This window comes from Ruegeria sp. BI7 (assembly GCF_056537925.1).
Map to the genome: position 1 here is coordinate 37,960 of NZ_JBQFSK010000013.1, position 20,216 is coordinate 58,175.

General features: G+C 59.1%; 16 protein-coding genes. 5 read left to right on the top strand and 11 right to left on the bottom strand.

All coding sequences use genetic code 11. The features are described from left to right. Positions 1-101 precede the first annotated feature (101 nt). The 3 genes from ACR0JB_RS20175 to ACR0JB_RS20185 all read right to left on the bottom strand — a co-directional run bounded on the left by ACR0JB_RS20175 (position 102) and on the right by ACR0JB_RS20185 (position 3,988). Positions 102-1,472, bottom strand: a complete 1,371-nt coding sequence (locus tag ACR0JB_RS20175) for a nucleotide sugar dehydrogenase (RefSeq protein ID WP_170399664.1) — start codon at positions 1,470-1,472, stop codon at positions 102-104. A 220-nt stretch (positions 1,473-1,692) separates the two neighbouring features. Further along, the gene (locus ACR0JB_RS20180; protein WP_170399667.1) at positions 1,693-2,856 is read right to left on the bottom strand and encodes a glycosyltransferase family 4 protein; all 1,164 of its coding nucleotides are present in this window, start codon (positions 2,854-2,856) and stop codon (positions 1,693-1,695) included. 46 nt (positions 2,857-2,902) lie between these two features. Continuing rightward, a complete protein-coding gene (locus tag ACR0JB_RS20185) occupies positions 2,903-3,988 on the bottom strand; it encodes an NAD-dependent epimerase/dehydratase family protein (protein ID WP_170399669.1) in 1,086 nt (361 codons plus the stop codon). A gap of 159 nt (positions 3,989-4,147) precedes the next feature. Here ACR0JB_RS20185 and ACR0JB_RS20190 point away from each other — a divergent pair, with 159 nt between their 5' ends. Further along, a complete protein-coding gene (locus tag ACR0JB_RS20190; protein ID WP_170507705.1) occupies positions 4,148-5,203 on the top strand; it encodes a Gfo/Idh/MocA family protein in 1,056 nt (351 codons plus the stop codon). After that, positions 5,200-6,120 carry a glycosyltransferase family 2 protein gene (locus tag ACR0JB_RS20195; RefSeq protein ID WP_170507707.1) on the top strand — a complete coding sequence of 307 codons (921 nt, stop codon included), beginning with the start codon at positions 5,200-5,202 and terminating at the stop codon, positions 6,118-6,120. Before ACR0JB_RS20190 ends, ACR0JB_RS20195 begins: the two co-directional genes overlap by 4 nt. Positions 6,121-6,133: 13 nt before the next feature. Here ACR0JB_RS20195 and ACR0JB_RS20200 read toward each other — a convergent pair whose 3' ends face one another. Further along, complete coding sequence (locus ACR0JB_RS20200; protein ID WP_170507709.1) at positions 6,134-7,330, bottom strand: glycosyltransferase family 4 protein; 1,197 nt, start codon at positions 7,328-7,330, stop codon at positions 6,134-6,136. Positions 7,331-7,509: 179 nt separating this feature from the next. Here ACR0JB_RS20200 and ACR0JB_RS20205 point away from each other — a divergent pair, with 179 nt between their 5' ends. Both ACR0JB_RS20205 and ACR0JB_RS20210 read left to right on the top strand, forming a co-directional pair. Beyond that, positions 7,510-8,808, top strand: a complete 1,299-nt coding sequence (locus tag ACR0JB_RS20205) for a glycosyltransferase (protein WP_302478599.1) — start codon at positions 7,510-7,512, stop codon at positions 8,806-8,808. Continuing rightward, on the top strand, positions 8,798-9,904 hold the full coding sequence (locus ACR0JB_RS20210; RefSeq protein WP_170399686.1) for a formylglycine-generating enzyme family protein: 1,107 nt from the start codon (positions 8,798-8,800) through the stop codon (positions 9,902-9,904). Before ACR0JB_RS20205 ends, ACR0JB_RS20210 begins: the two co-directional genes overlap by 11 nt. Positions 9,905-9,919: 15 nt before the next feature. Here ACR0JB_RS20210 and ACR0JB_RS20215 read toward each other — a convergent pair whose 3' ends face one another. The 6 genes from ACR0JB_RS20215 to ACR0JB_RS20240 form a co-directional block, all read right to left on the bottom strand. Then, positions 9,920-11,449, bottom strand: a complete 1,530-nt coding sequence (locus tag ACR0JB_RS20215) for a GMC oxidoreductase (protein ID WP_170399689.1) — start codon at positions 11,447-11,449, stop codon at positions 9,920-9,922. 18 nt (positions 11,450-11,467) lie between these two features. Continuing rightward, the gene (locus ACR0JB_RS20220) at positions 11,468-12,439 is read right to left on the bottom strand and encodes an NAD-dependent epimerase/dehydratase family protein (RefSeq protein ID WP_170399693.1); all 972 of its coding nucleotides are present in this window, start codon (positions 12,437-12,439) and stop codon (positions 11,468-11,470) included. Between the two features lie 91 nt (positions 12,440-12,530). Continuing rightward, complete coding sequence (locus tag ACR0JB_RS20225; RefSeq protein WP_170399695.1) at positions 12,531-13,274, bottom strand: polysaccharide deacetylase family protein; 744 nt, start codon at positions 13,272-13,274, stop codon at positions 12,531-12,533. Positions 13,275-13,276: 2 nt separating this feature from the next. Further along, positions 13,277-14,716, bottom strand: coding sequence for a protoporphyrinogen/coproporphyrinogen oxidase (locus tag ACR0JB_RS20230; protein WP_170399698.1), 1,440 nt, complete (start codon positions 14,714-14,716; stop codon positions 13,277-13,279). Further along, on the bottom strand, positions 14,713-15,675 hold the full coding sequence (locus ACR0JB_RS20235) for a lysylphosphatidylglycerol synthase transmembrane domain-containing protein (RefSeq protein WP_170399702.1): 963 nt from the start codon (positions 15,673-15,675) through the stop codon (positions 14,713-14,715). The genes ACR0JB_RS20230 and ACR0JB_RS20235 overlap by 4 nt, the downstream gene beginning before the upstream one ends. Before the next feature lie 13 nt (positions 15,676-15,688). Beyond that, complete coding sequence (locus tag ACR0JB_RS20240; RefSeq protein WP_170350091.1) at positions 15,689-16,606, bottom strand: glycosyltransferase family 2 protein; 918 nt, start codon at positions 16,604-16,606, stop codon at positions 15,689-15,691. A 598-nt stretch (positions 16,607-17,204) separates the two neighbouring features. Between ACR0JB_RS20240 and ACR0JB_RS20245 the strand changes: the two genes are divergently transcribed. After that, entirely contained in the window at positions 17,205-18,653 is a 1,449-nt protein-coding gene (locus ACR0JB_RS20245; protein ID WP_480785886.1) for a lipopolysaccharide biosynthesis protein, read from the top strand. 2 nt (positions 18,654-18,655) lie between these two features. Here the strand turns inward: ACR0JB_RS20245 and ACR0JB_RS20250 are convergent, their stop codons facing one another. After that, entirely contained in the window at positions 18,656-20,161 is a 1,506-nt protein-coding gene (locus ACR0JB_RS20250) for a PepSY-associated TM helix domain-containing protein (protein WP_170507715.1), read from the bottom strand. Positions 20,162-20,216: the final 55 nt, after the last annotated feature.

Consider the following 20,216-nt stretch of genomic DNA (forward strand, 5'->3'; position numbering starts at 1 on the left):
AAGAATTCTACTTTTGATTTTTACCTCATTGAAAGTACGTAATTTTAGTAACCTTTTTTTTGTTTCAAAATTGCCGGACGCGTTGCACAGGGCTGATGTGTTCAGAGTTTGACGAGCTTGCCGCTTGTCACGGTAATTTCTGCTTTTTCAAAGACGTTGCGTGTGTCGAAGATCAGCGTCGCCGTGCGCGCGACCAGATCGTAATCCGGGGCGCTGTGATCGGTGATGACGGCCACCGCCGCATATTGTCTCAGGTTCTCGGCCGCCAGCGGCACAGACTCCCGGCCCGCAAGCTGCGGGTATTCACCGCCTTCCGGCAGTCGGGGGAAATACGGGTCGTGATAATCGACCTCGGCCCCCAGCTTCTCCAACTCATCCAGCAGCACCAGCGCCGGGCTGCGGCGGGTGTCTTCGACATCGCGCTTATAGGCGATGCCCATCAGCAAAATATTCTGCCCGGTCAGCGGCTGCCCGGTTTTCGCCAGCGCCGAGCCGTTGCGTGCCGTCAGCTCTGCAGCCATGCGCGCAGCCAGCATCTGCGGGACGGCGTCGTTGCTGGAGCGTGCCAGATTGATGATCGGCGTATCCGACCCCGCATCTGCGGCGCGCCACGCCAGATAGGCGGGCGATACCGGAATGCAGGCCCCACCAATGCCCGGACCGGGATAGAAGGGCATAAAGCCAAAGGGCTTGGTGGCCGCTGCCTCGATTACCTCCCAGACGTCCACATCCATCGCCTCAAGCGCAGTTTTCAACTCGTTGACCAAGGCGATATTGACGGTGCGAAAGCTGTTTTCGACCAGTTTCACCGCTTCGGCTGTGGCGGCCGAGCTGACCGGCACCGCGCTGGTGACGATGGCGCGATAGAAATCCTCGACCAGTTGCCGCGACAGCGGATCATCGGCACCTACCACTTTGGGAATACTGTGCGTGTCGAACTTGTCATTGCCGGGGTCTTCGCGTTCCGGCGAGAAGGCCAGAAAGAAATCAGAACCTGCACGCAGACCGCCGGCCTCAAGAATGGGCTGGACCAGAGTTGTCGTGGCTCCGGGCCAGACGCTGCTTTCCAGTACCACCATCTGACCGGGGCGCAGATGCTGCGCGATGGTTTGGGCTGCGGCAGCAACAAAGCGCATGTCCGGGTCCTGCGCATCGGTCAGCGGGGTCGGAACGCAGATCAGCACGATATCGGCCTCGGCCAGTGCGGCAGGGTCCTGCGTGGCGCGGAAACGCCCACTGTCCACAGCCTGCGCGATCCGATCCGACGCCAGATACGAGATGACCTGATCGCCCTGATTGATCCGCGCCACCCGATCGGGGTTGAGGTCAACACCGGTCGTATCGAACCCCTCATCATAAGCCGTCAGCGCCAGTGGCAGGCCGACATAGCCCAACCCCACCACAGCGACCCGCGCGTCGCGCGCCGCGATAAGCTGTCTGAGGGACTGATGGTGCGAAGTCTCGTAGTTCATAATTTACCCTGATCTTACAAAGTCAGACTGAAATCAATTCACGGTATGGCTGTCTAAAATTCTAACCTCTTCCACGGATAGGGGGGAAGGGCTGCGAATCCAACATATTTGTCTGCCTGGTTCCAGACTGCAGTACCGCGTTTCCGAGGAGAGCTCAATTTTAGTCCCAGGGTGGTATTGTTGAGGGTATTTTAAAAGACAAATCAGGGGGAGAATTTAATTATTTCGGACTTAATGCCCGTCGAAACGACTTTTCAGCCAGTTCTGCACCTTTGTCCCAGCTAAAGTTTGAGGCTTGCGCCAGGGCCTTTTGCGACAAGGCGCTGTGCAGCCCGGGTTCGGTCAGCAGGCGGATGGTCTGATCCGCAAGCGCGTGGCTGGATTGAGGATCGAAATATAGCCCGCCATCGCCCACCACCTCGGGCAGGCTGCCGCGATCCGAGGACAGGACGGGGGTGCCGCATGACATTGCTTCAAGCGCGGGCAGGCCGAACCCCTCCCATAGTGAGGGGAAGACCAGCGCATCGGCCGCATTGAGCAGGGCCGCCAGCTCCGGGTCATCAATCTCGCCAGTGAAGAGGATGCTTTCGGATCGGGCGGCACTGGCTTTGAGGTCCTCGACATTGTCCCAGAATCGCGCGCCGACCGTGCGCCCAACGATGGCCAGGCGCGTTTCCGGTACCTGTGCCAGAATCTGAGGCATGGCTTCTATCAGGCGCAGGACATTCTTGTGCCGGTTGAACCCGCCCAGGTAGACCAGAAGCGGTGCGTCAGGAGAGATGTCGTAAGCCTGTCTGGCCTGTATTAGAGCCTGTTTATCGTCAATAGGTCGAAAGACGTCTTCGGCCCCTTCGGAGATCGTGTCGATCCGCGCGCGGGGGATGCGTAGGATACGCGTCAGATCGTTCGCCGAGGCGTCCGAGATTGTCATCACCCGTGTCGCTTGCATCTTGGCCAGCCAGCATTTGGCCTGCCACAGCCGGAAATTCAGACGTTTGGGAAAGATCAGATCGGGAAAGCGTTCGGGGATCGTATCGTGATAACACACCACCGTCGGGCGCCGGGCGGGCAGGGGAAAATAGGAATAAACCGCCGGATAAAAGAAGACATCGCAGTCGATGCGGCGGGCTGCTTTCGCCATTGTCAGCAGATCGGCCCCGCCCCGAGCCTTGGCCCCCGAGGAGGCCTCGGACATCGATGATTCAGCCCCTGCAACAAGGGTTTCGACCCCATCCGGTACGGGTCGTGTTGGTTCCTGATCGAACAATAACGTATAGCGAAAACCGGTATCGCGGGCGGCAAGCGCGGCGATCAGATTGCGGGTGAACCGGCCAAAGCCGCGCTCGTTCTCCCAAGGCGTTGCGTCAACGGCAATATGGATCAAATGTCTTCATCCCTGAAATGAATGGGTAATCTTAAATATAGCCAGATTATTTTTCATAGCGGGCTTCAAGATAAGTACGGGTGGCGGCCAGCCCGGCCTCAAGATCATAGGCAGGTGCGTAACCCAGCCGGGCACGCGCATGATCGATCCGGCAGTGCCCCTTGGTTGCGAAAAGCTCAAGCATATAGCGGTCGGGATGCATCTCACCCTGCGCAGGCAGCCGCCGTTTCACTATGTGTACCAGCTTTTCGAACCTCTCTCGCCCGATCCTGGTGCGCGCGGCGGCGCTGAGCCGGGCGGCAAGCGGCGGGGTATCGGGGACCTCTCCGGTCTCTTCCGGCGGCAGCCCGTCTTTAAGGGTATCCAGCGGGACGTGACGCAGGCTGCCCCGTCCGATGATATCAGCATAGCCGGTCAGTAAATCCGACCAGGCAAAGGGTGCTGCGCCCGATATGATGAACCGCTCCTGCGCCAGATCATCCAGCACGGCGGCGCGAAGCATGGCCTGAACCAGATCGTCCACAAACACTGCGTTACACAGCCCCTCGGGGTCCGGCAGCACCACGCTGCCTGTGGCCATCCAGTCGGCCAGCCGATCGGTCCAGAGCATGCTGCCCGGGCCATAAACCAGCGTTGGTTGCAGGATCACAGCCGGACAATTTCCCTGTATCAGAGCCTGTTCCATCGCCATTTTGGCCTGCCGGTATGGTGTGCCTCCGGCTTGGGATAACGGGCTATCCTCAGTCAGATCCTCCTGCGGCCAGCCGTCATAGACGACGATCGAGCTGATATGGATGATCCGCCCGACCCCGGCGGCGTCAGCGGCCTGTCTGAGGGTGTCGAAGGTATCAAGGTTTTCGGCTGCAGGTGCGCGCATGTCATAGGCCAGATGAAACAGTACGTCCTGATCGCGTAGCGCGTTTTCCATGGCGGCCCTGTCGCCAAGCGCACCGGTTACGACATGTGCCCCCATCCCCTCAAGCGCGCGCGCGCCATGGCGGCTGCGCAGCAGAACGGTGACCTTGGCACCGGTGTCCAGGAGGGCCGGCACAAGCCGTTTGCCGACAAAACCGGTCGCCCCGGTCACGAAGACGGACTTGCCCTTCAGGTGGTCCAATCCGGAGATGTTCACAACGTCATGCCCCCTGCGATCCCGCTTTGTTGCTAACAGCGGCCTTTCAGAAACCTAGCGTGGAGGCAGCGCCTGTGCTACTCCGCTTATAAGTGAATTGTTGTTAAAGATGCCGGGTGTAACCCTGTTGCGCACCCGTGATTGTTAATGAGGAATTGAATGAAGATCGGTGTGATCGGGGCGGCCGGAAAGATCGGCCAGATGCGTGTTCAGAACATTCTTGAGTCTCCTGACGCCGAGTTGGCGGCGGTTCTGGATCTGGAGTTTCACCGGGCCGTGGCCGTGGCGGATGGCGCGCCTGCCTTTACCGATCTCGACCGGTTTTTTGCCACGTCGATGGATGCGGTGGTGATCTCGACCCCGGCGCATATACGTGAACCGCTCTGCCTGCGGGCCTTTGCCGAAGGCCTGCATGTGCTGACCGAAAAGCCGATGTCCCCGACCGTGGAAGGGGCAAGGCGCATCGTCGATGCCGCGAAAAAGGCGGGCAAGGCTTTAGGGGCCGGGTTCAATATGCGCTACTACCCGTCGTTTGCGCATGTGAAAGAGGTCGCATCCTCGGGCGAGATCGGAGAGATCGACCATGTCCGCGTATATGGCGGCCATGACGGGTTGGGCCATTTCACCCATGATTGGGAATATCAGGCCGAATTTTCCGGCGGCGGTGCGTTGTGGGATGTGGGTATTCACATGACCGACATGGCGCGTTTCATTCTGGGCGAGATTACCAGCGTTTATGGAGTGGCCACCAACACGGTCTGGAACGTGCCGGGGTCCGAGGACAACGCTGTGGCAATCTTCAAGAACCCCGATGGTATTCCGGCGATCTATCAGGCCTGCTGGAACGATTGGAAAGGCTATCAAAGTGTGATCGAGGTGTACGGCTCGCGCGGTATGGTGCGCGGGGCCTATGCGCCGATGCAGAACCTTGTCATCACCATGGACAAGCCCGGTGGGGCGCCCAAACGGGTGCGTAAGTTTTATCCGGAAATCATGGTGCGCGAGAAATTGAAATCCTGGAAATCGACCGCGATCCTGTCCTTTGGCGACGAACTGGCCGATTTCATCCGCCTGACCCGCGGTGAAACCGGCCTGAACTGCGCCGACGGTCATGCGGGCCTGCGCGCGGTAGAAATCGCCGCCGCTGTGCCGGAAAGCACGCGTAGCGGTCAGCCGGTTGAACTGGACAATCTTGGGGACATGACAATCCGATGAGCAGCGATCCGACCCTTTCTATCGTTCTGACCATCGTGCAAGGCGGCAGCTATGTACGGGATTTCCTTGAAGCGGTGCGCAGTTTCGACGATCCGCCGCCGCTGGATGTGATCATTCCCTATGACGCCAGCGTTGCCGATGTCGCCCAATACGCCGATGATTACCCCGAGGTGCGGTTTCTGGACCTTGGCGTGATCGACCCCATCCGCCCGATCACCTCGGAGGCGGGTAAGCACGAGCTTTATGATCGTCGCCGGTCAGCCGGGCTGGCCGCGGCCACGGGCGATATCATCGGTATTCTCGAAGACCGGGGTCTGCCGCAATCCGACTGGGCGCGCACCATCGTGCGGTTGTATGCAGAGACCGGAAAGAACGTGATTGGCGGTGCAATTGAATGCATGGAGCCGGTCAGCCCGCTGAACTGGGCCTTTTACGTCACCGATTTCGGCCGCTATGGGCGACCGTTTGAGACCGGCCCGGCGGATTGGGTGTCGGACGTGAACCTGACCTATAGCCGCAAGGCGCTGGATGAGACGCAGCACCTGTGGAAAGACCGCTATCACGAGCCGATCGTGCACTGGCACCTGATCGAACAGGGCGAGGAGCTGTGGCTCTCGAACGAGGTGGTCGTGCATCACCACCGGCCCAGGGCGACATTTCGGGAATTGCTGCCCGAGCGGTTCGATTGGGGTCGCCTGTTCGGTGAAATCCGGGTGCGCAATCAAAGCAACGCAAAGCGCCTGATGCTGATCCTTGCGGGGCCACTGATTCCGCCACTGCTTTGGGTGCGTCACTATAAGCTGCAAGCCAGTAAGGGGCGGGGGATGCAGTACCTCAAGACGCTGCCGTATGTCATGCTGCTGTCGACCGCTTGGACGCTGGGCGAAGTCTGGGGCTACATCACCAAACGTCCCTGATCTGCGGTCCTTTTTAGCGACCTGCCAGAGTGTAATAGGTCTTTTCGAATTGCTGGTGCACCCAATCCGGATCGAACCGGTCTTCGCGGCTGCGTTTCAAAGCATTTTCCGCAAGGGTTCGGCGGCGGTCTTCGTCTGACAAGACATCCGCCACGGCAGCGCAGATCGCATCGATATCGGCGATGGGTACGACCGCGCCAACACTGTCATCAATCAGTTCGACCACGCCGGAACAGGCGGTGGCCACAGCCGGGGTTCCGGCCTGGAACGCTTCGGCAATGGTGAATGGCAGTGCCTCCCACCGTGAAGTCAGCAGGAATAGGTCCGCCGCCCGCAGGAGCCGGATCGGCTTGTCGGTGCGACCAATGAAGCGCAGGTGCTTACCCAACCCTTTTTCCTGCGCCAGCGCATGCAGTTGCGCCTCATCCGGTCCGTCACCTGCAACGATGAAACGATAGCCCGGATGGATGTCTTTCATCCGCGCGACGCAGTCGATCAGGATGTCGATGCCTTTTTGCGGCAACAGACGGGCCAGAGTGACGATCACCCGGTCGCCATCGCCAAGCAACTCGGCGCGCAGGCTGGCAATGTCTTCTGCGCTGTCCTCAGGCGGAGGGGTGACGCCCAGACCTATAATCTTCAGCTTGTTCTGAGGTACGTTGCCAATGATGGCCAGATCTTCGGCTGAGCGATGGCTGGGCGTGATCACCAGATCACATTTGGCGGCAATCCGGCCGAATGCGGCGATCCGCTCGGGCTCGGACCCGTGATAGGTGACGGCAAGGGGGATACGCCGCCCGGTGCGGGCCAGATTGGCAACCAGCGCAGGGGCAGATTCATGGCAATGGACCAGATCGACTGGATTGTCCGCCAGCCAGCGCCGCAACCGCCAAGCCGCGACTGCCGTATGGCGCAACCGGTTGGCGATGTTGCCGCCATCGCCCGCGACATAGCGGGTGGGCAGGTCGAGGAAATCCGGCTGCTGATCAGGCCCGGCCCAGATATCGGCGGTGCCAGCCAGCGTGACGCGATGATCGTGTGTCTGCAGCCACTCACTCAGCCCTAGGATATGCCTGGTGATGCCGCCCATACCGAACTGGGTGCCCATTTCGACAACATGAAGGGGGTCTGAAGAGGAAGAGGTCTGCATCTGAAGCGGGATCGAGCCAATTTTCTGAGCTATTTCCCGATCATAGCATGCGCGCGGCATTTGCACAGCTGTGGTCACAGCCTGTGACGGCCTGCATGTGTTTGCAGCATGCCCGCAACACCGGTGGTGAGCCGGTTGCCCGCGTGGCTTGTGCCTTTCGATTGTCACAGGGATCGTGTTTGATACCGGAGAGTCATTGGTAACCTGGTATATTTTACATGCAATCGTTGCGCATTTTGATGTTCACCACATTTTACCCGCCGTATTCCTTCGGAGGTGACGCTGTAGGGATTCAGCGCATGGCCCGGGCGCTTGTGGCACGGGGTCACGACGTGACGGTGGTGCATGACGAGGACAGCTATTTGATCCTGGGCGGAAAGCCACAGCCCGAGGGCGCCCCTGATGGGGTCCGGCGGATCGGGCTGCGCAGCCGCAATGGCATGATGTCGAACCTGCTGACCCAGCAGCTGGGCCGACCTGTTGTACACGCAGCCCGCATCCGCGAGATACTGGCCGAACGGAAACCGGATATCATCTGGCACAACAATACATCCCTGATCGGAGGACCCGGCCTGTTGCCGATGGGTGAGGGGCTAAAAGTTTATGAGGCGCACGAGCATTGGCTGGTCTGCCCCACCCATGTTCTGTGGCGGCATGGGCGCGAGCTGTGTGACGCGCGCCAATGCCTACGCTGCGTGCTGAATCACAAACGTCCGCCGCAGCTGTGGCGCTATACCGGCGCGCTGGACCGGGCGCTGGATCATATGGATCTGATCATTGCAAAAAGCGAATTCAGCCGCGCCAAACATCGCGAATTCGGTCTGCGGCAAGACATGCAGGTGCTGCCCTATTTCCTGCCCGATCTCGATCAGAGCGCCCTGCCAGAACCAGCGGCCCATGAGCGCCCCTATTTCCTGTTCGTCGGACGTCTGGAAAAGATTAAAGGGTTGCAAGATGTGTTTCCGGCCTTTGACCGCTATCCGGATGCCGATCTGCTGATCCTGGGCGACGGTGACTATGCGGATGAGTTAAAGAAACAGGCTGCAGGCAATGACCGGATCAAATTCTTGGGCCGCAAGACGCTGGAAGAACTCAACGCTTATTACCGCGGAGCCATCGGGCTGATCGTACCCTCGGTTTGCTATGAGACTTTTGGCATCATCCTGATCGAGAGTTTCCGATTGGGAACTCCGGTAATTGCCCGCCGGTTGGGTCCGTTCCCCGAGATCGTTGAGCGGGCAGGGGGAGGATCTCTTTTTGAAACCGAGGACGAACTGATCGCGGCAATGCGCAACTTGCAACATCAGCCGGACCGGCGCGTAGGGCAGGGAACCGCCGCGCGCAAAGCTTTCTTGGATATCTGGCATGAGACCTCGGTGCTTGAGGCTTACGGAGCCGCATTGGCCCGCGCGGCGCACGGCAAAGGCGACCGTGCGTTGGCTCAGGCATTAGAGGCTGGTGCTTTCGAGGTTGGAACCACGCATCAAGCCTCCGTCAGGGTTCTGAGTGATCAGGAAGGGTTTTCTAATGAAATCTGAGAGAACGCCCTACCCGTCGACCGGTTCGCTTCTGGGGCGAGTTGTTCGATGGATGCGGCGGCTGTTTTGGATCATGTTGTCCGGGGTGTTGGTGATCTTCGTTATACTGGCCGGGTTACTCTTGCTGGTCGTGGTCGCAAACACGGCGTTGCGTGATCTTGAATTCTCCATGCGGGCGACAGAAAAGTATGAACAACTGCCTGAGCCCGACCTATCACTTCTGCAACATGCCGCGCTTTTTGTAACGGCCCAGTTTCTTCCATTGCGCCAGCCTGGCTATCACCTGGTTACATCTGGTCGTGTTTTCCAGGATTGCGCTGAATGTCCGGAACTGGTCGAGGTTCCTCCGGGCTACTTTCTGCTCGGCTCTCCGGTCTTCGAAAAGGGGCGTTATGCGCATCTGTTTATTTACAAGCCCCTTCGGAAACAGCTGAAACATGCCAACCGGGAAGGTCCAAGGCGTCTGGCTCGCATCCCGCGCCCGGTGGCGTTTTCCCGCTATGAGATCACGTATGGGCAATGGAAACAGGCGCAGGAAGATCCGGACTGGTTCGCGATCACCGGGCGCGAGCCGTATTTTCCTGAATTAGAGACAGGCTATCGCGACGACCAGCCCATGACGCCGACAGAATGGAGCGATGCAAAAGCTTTCGCCGAATATCTGAGCGCCAAGACTGGGCACACTTACCGTTTGCCGACGGATGCGGAATGGGAATACGCCGCCCGGGCCGGATCCGTGACGCGGTTCCCTTGGGGCGATGAAGTGGGGAAAAACAATGCTGTCTGCATCAATTGCTCTTCTATTTGGCCCGCGCGCACGATGGCGCCAGTGGGCCTGCATCCGCCCAATGATTTTGGGCTTTATGACATGCATGGCAACGGCTTCGAATGGGTCGAGGATTGTTATGAATCCTATCATGATCCCGTGCAGATCGACGGCTCTCCACTTGTGGGGGACGCGTGTGAATTCCGGGCAATGCGTGGTGGAGGATCGTTTTCACAAGACTGGCAGAGCCGATCCGGGTTTCGTGTCGGACCACATCACTACAATCGGGGCTATGGACATGTCATTCGTCTTGTCCGGGAGTTGGATTAAGCCATAAGGCAAATGTCAGGGGGCGAGCGTGCCAATTCGATGGGCATTGGCCATGACCGAGAAGGTGATGGTTGTGGCCGGGATGCTGGGCAGGCTTGAGGCGTCAACAAGATGTACCCGTGACAACCCTTTGGGTCGCCCGAGGATGTCGGATTGCCCCGCACTGGGCGCTATGGCCATGGGAACCGAGCCACCCACGTGAAAGCTTGACCCAACATCACCTGGACGGCGGGCAAAAGTCAGCGGAATAAGCCCCGCCAGCTTCATGACCTGTGCCAGTCGAAAGGTAGCCCGCGCCATAACCGTTTCGGTTTCGTCATTGTGGTTCACAGTCGAGAGAAGCCGCCCGTCGGTGGCCAGTGTCAGGTTGATCCTGGAAGAATGGGCCGAATGCAGGAAGGCTTGCGCCACGATCAACCGCCGCGCGAGCATCCGCCATAAAGGGGCAGAACCGGGCAGTTTTGAACCATAACTGTTGATCAGGTCATGGGCGTAGAACTCGTTCCATGTGTAGACCTGAGCGTGGACCAGATGGGGCGAGACCTCGGGGGCGTTCAGTTCTATGAATATCTGCGGCAGGGTGTGATAGGGCCTTTGGTCCGGACGGCGCGAAGTACGCCAGCGATGCAGGCTGGGCAGAAAGAAATGCTGGCTGTCCTGTAACTGCAAACTGGTGGTTGGCTTTGGCGATGAGGTCAGAAGCAGACGCGCCGTCTCCAAAACCCCGGCGGCGATAAAGACGCGGGTCGCTTTCAGGCTTTCGCCATTGTCCAGCGTCACAGTGACGTGTTCGGCATGTTCTTCGAACCGATGGACCAGACCGGTGCGGTATTGAAACGCAGAGTGTTGGCGCAAGTCATCGAGTGTTTTTTGGGCGGAATAAATGTAGCCCCAAGGGCATCCATGCAGACACTGGCCGCAATACTGGCAGCCGGGATCAACGGCCAATCGGGACATCCCGATATGGGCCCCCAATTCTGACAGGCCGCTTTCCTGTTGCTCCATCAGCTGCAACATCTGGTGCGCCTGTGGGGACGGGTTCAGCGGCACCCGATCCCGCATCGCAAGCACGGGAAACAGAGCCTGCAAATCGTCCTGTCGACCGCTTATTGGAAGGAACTCAGCGACGGCCCGGTAATGCGGTGACAGGTCCTCAATTCCAATCGGCCATTCGGCTATATCCTCGGCGCGGTTGGGCAAAACCGCCGAGCCCCAAAGGTTGGACAACCCGCCTGTGGCGTGCGAGGCGCGCAAGCCGATCTGGTCCGGCGACACCAGCGTGTCGGCCCCCGGCACCATGGCGAAATCCGACCCGAACCGGCGCACCTGCCCGGGCGGTGTGTCGAATTGCGGGGCCTGCCATTTTTTTTGGTCATCAACAGACCAGGTGTCGGGATCCGAAGCCGCAAGCTTGTCACGGCGGTCCTGCGCCGGGGCCTCCAGCCTGCCGCCCGGGTCCAGCATCAGAACCTGACGCCCCCGGTTCAGCAAAGCCATGGCCACAGACACGCCGGACGGCCCGGAGCCGATCACCAGATCAGTCACAGATGGGAACCTGACGGCTCATGCGGAAACCGGGGCCTGCATTTCAGTGATGATATCTTCGATAGTCTGCTGCAGCGTGCGCATCGGGCGGAATCCAGTGACGCGCTCCAGCTTTGACACATCGGGCAGCCGGCGCTGCATATCCTCGAACCCTTCGGGATATACCGCGTCATAGGGAACATAGCGGATTTCCGAGTTGGACCCGGTGAGTTCAATGACCTTTTCAGCCAAAGCGCGGATTGTGACTTCTTCGTTCGAGCCGATATTGAACACCTCGCCTTTTGCCTGTGGCGCGTTCATCAGCAACCCCAATGCCTTGACGACATCGGCCACATGACCGAAGCAACGCGACTGCTCGCCACTGCCATGCACCATCAGGGGCGCACCCTCCAGCGCGGCTTTCACGAAATTCGGCAACACCATGCCATAGCGGCCCGTCTGTCGCGGCCCGGTGGTGTTAAAAAACCGCAGAACCGTGACTGGCAGACCGGATTCGCGCGCATGGGCCAGCGCCAGAAACTCATCCAGCGTTTTGGCACAGGCGTAGGACCAGCGCAGGTTGCGCGTGGCCCCAATGGTCAGATCGTCGTCTTCCTGAAACGGAAACTTCGCGCTTTTGCCGTAAACCTCGGATGTAGAGGCGACAAATGTATAGGTCTTGTTTGGCAGCGCCGCATCCAGAACATTCTCGGTACCCGCAACATTGGTCAGGATCGATCGGCTGGGCTCATCCATGATCAGTTTGACGCCAACGGCGGCGGCCAGATGAAAAACGACGTCAGCCGGACGAACCAGATCGGTGACCATCTGGCGATCCAGAATTGAGCCTTCGGTGAATGTGAAATTCGGGTGGTCCGCAACCGAGGTCAGATTTGCCAGCCGTCCGGTCGAAAGATCATCAAAGACCGTGACCGTGTGGCCATCCCGGATCAGCTGTTCCGTCAGATGAGAGCCTATAAACCCGGCGCCACCGGTAACCAGAATATGCATTTGTTCGTACCTGTTACTTGTTGAAAACCAATCTACCGGATCGTATAACCCGCGCTGCGCATCCGGCTATAGCCGCAGGCGGAAAATCTGTTCACCACGGTTGCCCGCGTATTGCCGCGCGCACCCTTCGCATTGTCTTGCGCGCCGTCAGATAGGCTTTGCCGCGCCCTTCCAAATGCGCTTTCCAACGGGCGATGTCGGTAAAATAAAACATCTCGAGCCGGGGCAGATCGTGGATATCGTCCCCTGCCTTGGCCACGCCCAGCCTGGTGCCGACCGAAGTGTCGTAATGCTGCGCGATCTGTCTGAGCACGCTGTTATTCGATGCGCCATAAGGCGGTGCGAAATGTCTGACAGGCTGGCCCAGCCGTGCGGCAATGTCCTGACCGGATCCACTTACTTCCTCTTCTAGCATAAGCGAATCCAAATTGGTCAGATCAGAATGGTTGACACTGTGGGCCCCAAAGCAAACGCCTTCCCCTGCCAAGGTTTCAACCCTGTCCCAATCCATCAGGGGGCGGGGCGGGATGTTACCTCCGACCCAGTGGTCCATCCCGCCCATCAGGCCCGAGGGCAGATAGACGATGGGGCAGAAGCCATGATCGCGCAGAATGGGCCAGGCGGTATCAGCGAAATCTTCAAACCCGTCGTCGAAACTGATGATGACTACGCGGGGGGGCGACGGGTTGACCAGCGCATCGGGTGTGACCACCGGCAGGCCCGAGTCTGCCAACGCTTGCATCTGAGCCTTGAACACTTCGGGCGTGATCGAAGTTGGCCCCGGCGCATCCGAGATCGAGTGATACATCAGGATATCGGCCTGCCAGGCGGTCATGGTCAGTCTTCCACCACATGTGTGGCAAAGACATCGCGATATTTATTCCATTTCGCGCGGTCGACCTGACCCGTATCGTTGATGCAATCCGCCGCGCCATAGGCCATGGCAAAGGCGTGGTGGGTGTTGTCATGGGCGAACAAACCCTGCCGACCAAATACGAGCAATCCGTCCAGATTCGAGAGCCACTGATCAACCGTATCGAACCGCGCCTCGTATCCTACATCGTAAACCGGATAGGCGTGGCTCAGCCGCCGGGTTTCGCAGCGACGGACTGGGACAGTAACCGGTAGGCCCAACTGGTCCAGCCATTTGGTGAACTCCTGCCCCAGTTCTTCGTCGGACATGGACCACCACTTTTCATCCGGGTCGCAGGGCAGTTCGGCACACAGCACGGTCACGCCCTTCGGCGCGCCACTGGCGTTATAGTTCTTGGGTTCTGACATCCGGCTGATCGGGATCGACAGTTCCGGGAAGTAATGCGCGTCGAACTCGGTGAACTGATCTGTCTCCAGCACCAGATACAGCAGGATCATGCCCCTAAACCGGATGGCGCGGGCGGCCTCGACCACTTCCGGCGGAGGGGCGTCGATCAGGCGCGTCAACCCGGTCAGCGGAATGGTCGACAGGATCAGATCGCCGGTCACATGCCGCTCGCTGTCGCCGTCGCGGATCGTCAACCCGGTGATACGGTCGCCGTCGCGGTCAATCCCAGTGATTTCGGTGTTGAACATGAAGGTGGCGCCATTTGTGCGCGCGCTTTCAAGCATTGCGTCCGAGATTTGTCCGAACCCTTTGCGCGGATAGAAAAATCGCCCGGCGGTTTCGCTGCGCAGCCCAGGCACCAGGCGCAGCATCTTCATCAGGATCTTGCCGACCGAACCGCTGCCGACCCGGCGCTCGGCCAGCTTGACGGCCAGCTTTTCCGGATCCAGCCCCCAGAGTTTGCGCACGTAGGGGAAATAGAAATTGTCCGAAATCGTTGGCCCCAACCCGTCATAAAGCACGGTCGAGAATGTCTCGGGGCCCGTGCTTTTCTTGCGAAAGGGTTTCAGCACCATGTCCCCGATCAGTGACGCGGCAAAGGGCTTGGGCAGGCGCATAAGCGCGTCGGTCAGTTTCAGCGGGAAGTGAATCCATTTGCCGCCCAGCCGGATACGCCCATGGCGCGGGCGCAGCAGCAGATCGTCACCCAACAGCGTTTTCACATCCTGCAGCACCTCAGGCTCTGCCGCAGGGTGAAACCGGTGCGAGCCATAATCGCAAATCACGCCTTCGACCGGGAACGAGGCCGAATTGCCGCCTGCAATGGGTGCGCGTTCGATCACGGTCACCTTTGCCTGCCCGGTCAGGGCGTATGCTGCGGCCAGACCAGCGGGTCCGGCACCGAGTATGATGATTTCAGGCTTATCCTCGCCTGTTGGCCGGGAAACATCCGTCACTTGCACTCTTCCTTTTGGGAATTCGCCGGAGCGCTAAACCGCATCCCGGACATTGTCAGAACCAGCGCGCCAAACCCGCCCGCTGTAAACAGAACAATCTGCCAGACCAGCCCGGCTGCCACGACGGCAGGCGCGCTGGCACCAAAGGGGGCCAGAAAGCCCGCCAGCGTGGCCTCGCGCAGGCCCAGCCCGTTCAACGACACCGGCAGAACTGCGATAATCTTGGCCAGCGGCCAGGCAAATATCCACGGCCCGGTTGCCACATCGACACCCGCCGCGATGGCCAGCCACCAGGCCAGCATGACCAACAACAACTGGATCAAAACCGACGCGATAAAGGCCGCCGCCAGCGTGCCGGGCTTGCGGCCCAACCCGGTCAGCGCATCGGCCAGACGACGCGCAAAGCCCTTACCAGGCAGAGACGGGACATAGCGCCAAGGCAGGGGCAGCAGGCGCGGCAATGCGACCATACCCGCCAGCGCCGCAAGCAAGACCAGCGCCACAGGCCAGATCATATGTCCGCCCTCGGCCCGTTCCCATGTCAGGACAAGCCCAAGGCAGGACAAGGTCAACAAGGCCACCATGTCGATCAGCCGATCCACGGTTGCGCCTGCGACGACCCGCGCCCCGTCTTTCATTGCCGCTTGTGCCATCCCGGCGCGCACCGTATCGCCCCCAATCGCGCCCGGCAGGCACAGATTGGCAGCCAGACCAGCAAAATGCGCCCGGACAGCCAGCAGGGGCGAAAGCCCGCGGCCCAGCAGCAGCCACCATTTCAGCGCTGCACCCACATGGGCCAACAGGAACAGGACCAGTACGCTCAGGAACACCCAGATCGGGATTGCCTTGAATGCCGCCACGATGGCCTCGGCCGGAAGGATCCAGAACAGGATCGCCAGCACCAAAGCCGACCCGGCCAGCCGGATCAGCCAGCGCCGTTGAGTTGGATCGGAAAGCATGCCGCCGCTCATATCAAGGTCTGAGATGCAGCCGCGAAATCATGTCGGCAATCAACCCCAACGACCAGATCATGATCGCCGCCAGGAATGAGAACACCGCCGTTTCACTGAGGTTCCAGTAGAACATGTCGATAATGAACTTAACCGTGCCCAAAGTGAAAAACGCCAGCCCCAGCGGGATGAACACCCGCAGCGGGTTAAACAACGTGCTGATGCGCAGGATCAGGATGATGAAGTTCAGAAAATCGATCGGTCGGATTTTCGATTTACCCACCCGCTTACCGTATTCGATCGGCGTATAGATCATCCGCTTGCCATTCGAGGTCATGCACAGTGTGATCGTGGTGGTGAACGAGAAATTCTGTGGCAGCAGTGGCAGGAACGGGATCAGCTCGGATTTGCGGAACACACGCAGCCCGGAATTGAGGTCGTTGATCTTGCGCTCGGCCAGGAATGAGGCAAAGGCGAACAGGAACTTCTTGGCCGGCCGCCGCAGCAGCGGCACGTTCTTCATTGCGGCGCCCCGATCGCCCACCACCATGTCCTGATCGCGGCACATGGCCAGCATGCCCGGCAGGTAACGCGCCGGATAGGTGCTGTCAGCATCAAGGATGGCCACATATTCATACTGTGCCATCCGCACGCCCCGTTTGAGGCTGGCACCGTATCCGGAATTGACATCGTTGAAGGTGACGGTTGCACCGCTGGCCTCGGCCTCGGCGCGGGTGTTGTCCTGGCTGGCATCGTCGACCACGATGATCTCGTACGGAATGCCCAGCGGTTCGAGATGGGCCCGCACATCTTCAACAGTGCCACGGACGGCGTTTTCTTCGTTATAGGCAGGGATGACCACGCTCAGGCTCATGCCAGAAGTATCCGGCGCGCCGGTTGGGATGTTGTCCGGGGTGATCTGCTCGGCAACCTTGTTCATGAAAATGAAATCCCTTTGCGTACTTAATATGTATTCTGCCCCGTTTGGCATGCATGCTGTTCAGGGTGTGACGGGCTCAATTCCCTTCGCTGCCTATAGTATTCAAACACAGACAAGCTGAATATAGACAATAATTTTGACCAAATTCGGTTTTTCTAACATCAAGTCCCGCGTGTCACTTGCCGCATTTTACGCCACCTTGTTGTAATCCTACCCTGTAATTCAAAAATGGCGGTCATGGCTTTGGTTTTCCCTGCCGGGTCGGGCGGATTAATCGTGGGTTTTCTGATAAACACGGATGTTTTTTAACCACGAGGTTACGAAGATATTGTTTCCAAAATAAGATCAATAATGACCTGACCGTCCGGTTGATCCTTAAGTGACTTGAAACTCTTGCTGTACAGCCCCGGTGCCCGTTGGCGAAATATTGAGACGTTGGCAGGATATGCCCAATGTCCACGACTATTGTCCGAGGGGTTTTGAGAATGGAAGCTGGTTGGCCGCAGCGCCAAAGAAGGATGGGTGGTCTCGACAGCATTGTTTCTGAACCGCTACGCTACACTTCAGAATGTCGGCGGTTTCGTGCGGCAGTAGGGCAGTGGGAAGGATTCTGATGTCGCGGGGGCGGCGTTTCACCAGCGGCGTTGCCTGGATGTCCGTTGGCGTCTGGGCCGAACAGGCATTCAATTTCATAATCATCGCCATTCTTGCGCGGTTGCTTGGGGCCGAGGCCTTTGGCCTGGTGGCAATGGCCGCCGCCTTTGTCCTGTTTTCCGAATTTCTGGTCCGCGAAACCATATCCGAGATTTTGCTGACCCATGACACGCTGACGCCCGAACGGCTGAATTCGGTCTTTTGGCTGCTGGCGCTTCTGGGGGCTTGTCTGACCGTGCTGATCATTCTGGGTGCGGGGCCGGTATCGACCTTTTATGACGAAGCGATTGCCGGGCAATTGCTGATTGGATTGTCGCCAACGGTGCTGATGATTTCGCTCACGGCGGTGCCGGTGGCGCTGTTGCGGCGCGAGATGCGGTTTCGTGTTCTTGCCCTGCGCGCGGTGCTTGGGGCCATCGTTGGCGGGGCTGTCGGGATCGGAATGGCCCTTGCGGGCTACGGGGTCTGGAGCCTGGTTGGTCAGCGGGTGGCGATGACCGCCACCAATATCGTGATGGCCTGGGGGGCCGTATCGTGGCGGCCGAGTTTTCACGTCTCGGGGCATCAGATCCGGCAGGTTCTGCATTTCAGTCACCGGGTCATCGGGCTGCGCGCGGCCGAATTGGTGGCGGTGCAGTCCCCTGCGGTTCTGATCGGGGCGATGCTGGGTCCGGTCTCAGCCGGGTATTACGCGGTTGCCTGGCGGGTTGTGGAAACGGCGTCGTTCCTGACCATCACGCCATTGCGCATGGTCTCGCAGCCCGCTTTTGCGGCGGTGACGCGCGGGGGCGGCAAGGCGTCCGAGATGCTTTTGGATGTCATGCGCCTGACCGGGTTCGTGACCTTTCCGGCCTTTGCCGGATTGGCGGTTCTGTCGGAGCCGGTGCTGGTTCTGCTGTTTGGACAGAAGTGGATTCCGGCCGCGCCGGTTCTGAGCCTGATGTCCGTTTTTGGAATGTATCTCTGCACCGAAAGGGTGCAGCAGACATTCTGCCTGGCGTCTGGTCAGCCAGGCAGGCTGGCCGTGCTGTCATGGATCGAGGTGGTGCTTGCGGCCATTGCGATCACGGTTACCGCCCCGTATGGCGTGTCGGTCGTCACAACAGCCTTTATCGCCGTCTTTCTGATCATGTGGCCGTTCAAATTCGCAAATCTGGCAAGGATCTCGGGGCAGCCTGCGCTCAGGCTGGCGTCGCTGCATGCCTTGCCCCTGAGCGCGGCGGGGATCATGGCGGCGGGCGTTGCGGGATGTCTGGTGCTTTTGGGCGATCAGGCAAACATCGTACGTCTGGCCGTGGGCATCGTGACGGGTGTGGTGATTTACACCTGCCTCGCCTTTGCGACGATGCGAGGCAGGTTCGCAGTGCTCAAGGCGCTGGCCGCCCGGGTGTGAGATTACCAGATGGGGCTGCCCATTCGGAACGTGACCTTCTGTTCAGCGCCATCTGGTTTTTTCAGATAAGCGATGACCTCGTTTCCCGTCTCGAGGGGGTCAAACTTGAACTGGCCCAAAGCTTTGTCTCCGTCTCGGGTCAGATCAACCGGCTGCGCCGCAGCGCCGTTGATCGCAACCAGAGCTGTGCTGACATCCGGTGCGCCGATCCGCAATTCGATCTCGATCGGGGTATCGCGTCTCAGTGGTTCATACAGGACTAGATGTGCCGTTCTGATGGCGGCATCAACGGGGTTTACTCTGGACTGCACATAAGCGTCCGGGTTCACGCGCCAATATACAACAGCGAGAATGCCCAGTAGCAACAACAGATAGATCCAGCGCAAAAAACCCATGCTACTCCAGATGCGCATGCACAAACCACCCACTGAGCCTGCAGGGGCCAGACGGGCCGCATAGATGAGCGACCCGGTAAAGGCGAGGCCTGTGGCCACCAGCCCCAGAACAATCCAGAGCACCATTGAGAATGTGCCGCCCCAAAGCCCGTAATGAAGCACCTCCATCAAGTGATCCAGACGAGAGAGGCCCCTGAAATCAGCTGGCGTGTAGATGTTGAGAACCTCCAGCGTCAGCGGATCTATGGCCACGGTGCTCTGGCCGCGAAGACCAGAGAAATCCTGATGCTGTCCGATGAATTTCAGACTGCCGGCTTTACCGCCGGGAATGGTAAGGATGGCCGGATCAAAACCTGGCAGGGCGTCGCGTGCATTTGCCTCGGCCTGATCGATGACGGCTCCGTCAAACCCGGCCGGCAGGGCGGTTTCGCGCGGGGCAGGGGGTTGGAACTTTAGTTTATCCCCTTCGATTCCCAGACCGCCCAGCAGGAAGAAAAAGCTGGTTATGGCCGTCACAAAAACCAGTGGTATTGCCCAGAGCGCCGTCAGCCGATGGGCCCCGCCCGCCCAGGATCTGAGTCCACCCGCGCTGTTGGGCCATCTGAAAAACCCTTTCCAGAACCGCCGATAGGTGATCAGCCCGCTGACCATCTGAAACAGCAGCAGGATCGACGTTGCGCTAAAAAGAATGAAGACGATCCTGTTGTCGGTCAGGAACGTATCGTGAAGCCCGGCAAGAATGCCAGCGAACCCGGGATCGCCTGTTTCATAGACGACGGTGCCTGTGGTGGGGTCTGTCCAGTAACTGACACGCTCGCCCCACCCTGTGCGTCCGAACGTACGGTCCACAAACCAGGAGGCGGGGCGTTTGAGGATCACGAAAGCATCGCCTTCGGGGTGCGCGGTTTTAATCCCCTCATAGATGTCGCCAAAGCTTGCTGTACGCTCCTCTTCCGCGGCAGAAGTCCAGATCGCGGGCCGGCCTATGGATTCAAGCTCGAACCCGGCCACAAGCAGTGTGCCTGTCAGAAACATGAAGGTGAAAAAGACCGATAGATATAAACCAAGCCAAGTGTGAAGCCTGAATAATTGATTACGAATTTTACGAGTCATGTGAACACAATTGGCTAATAGCTTCTGATGACATTAACGCAAAAAACTGGGTCGA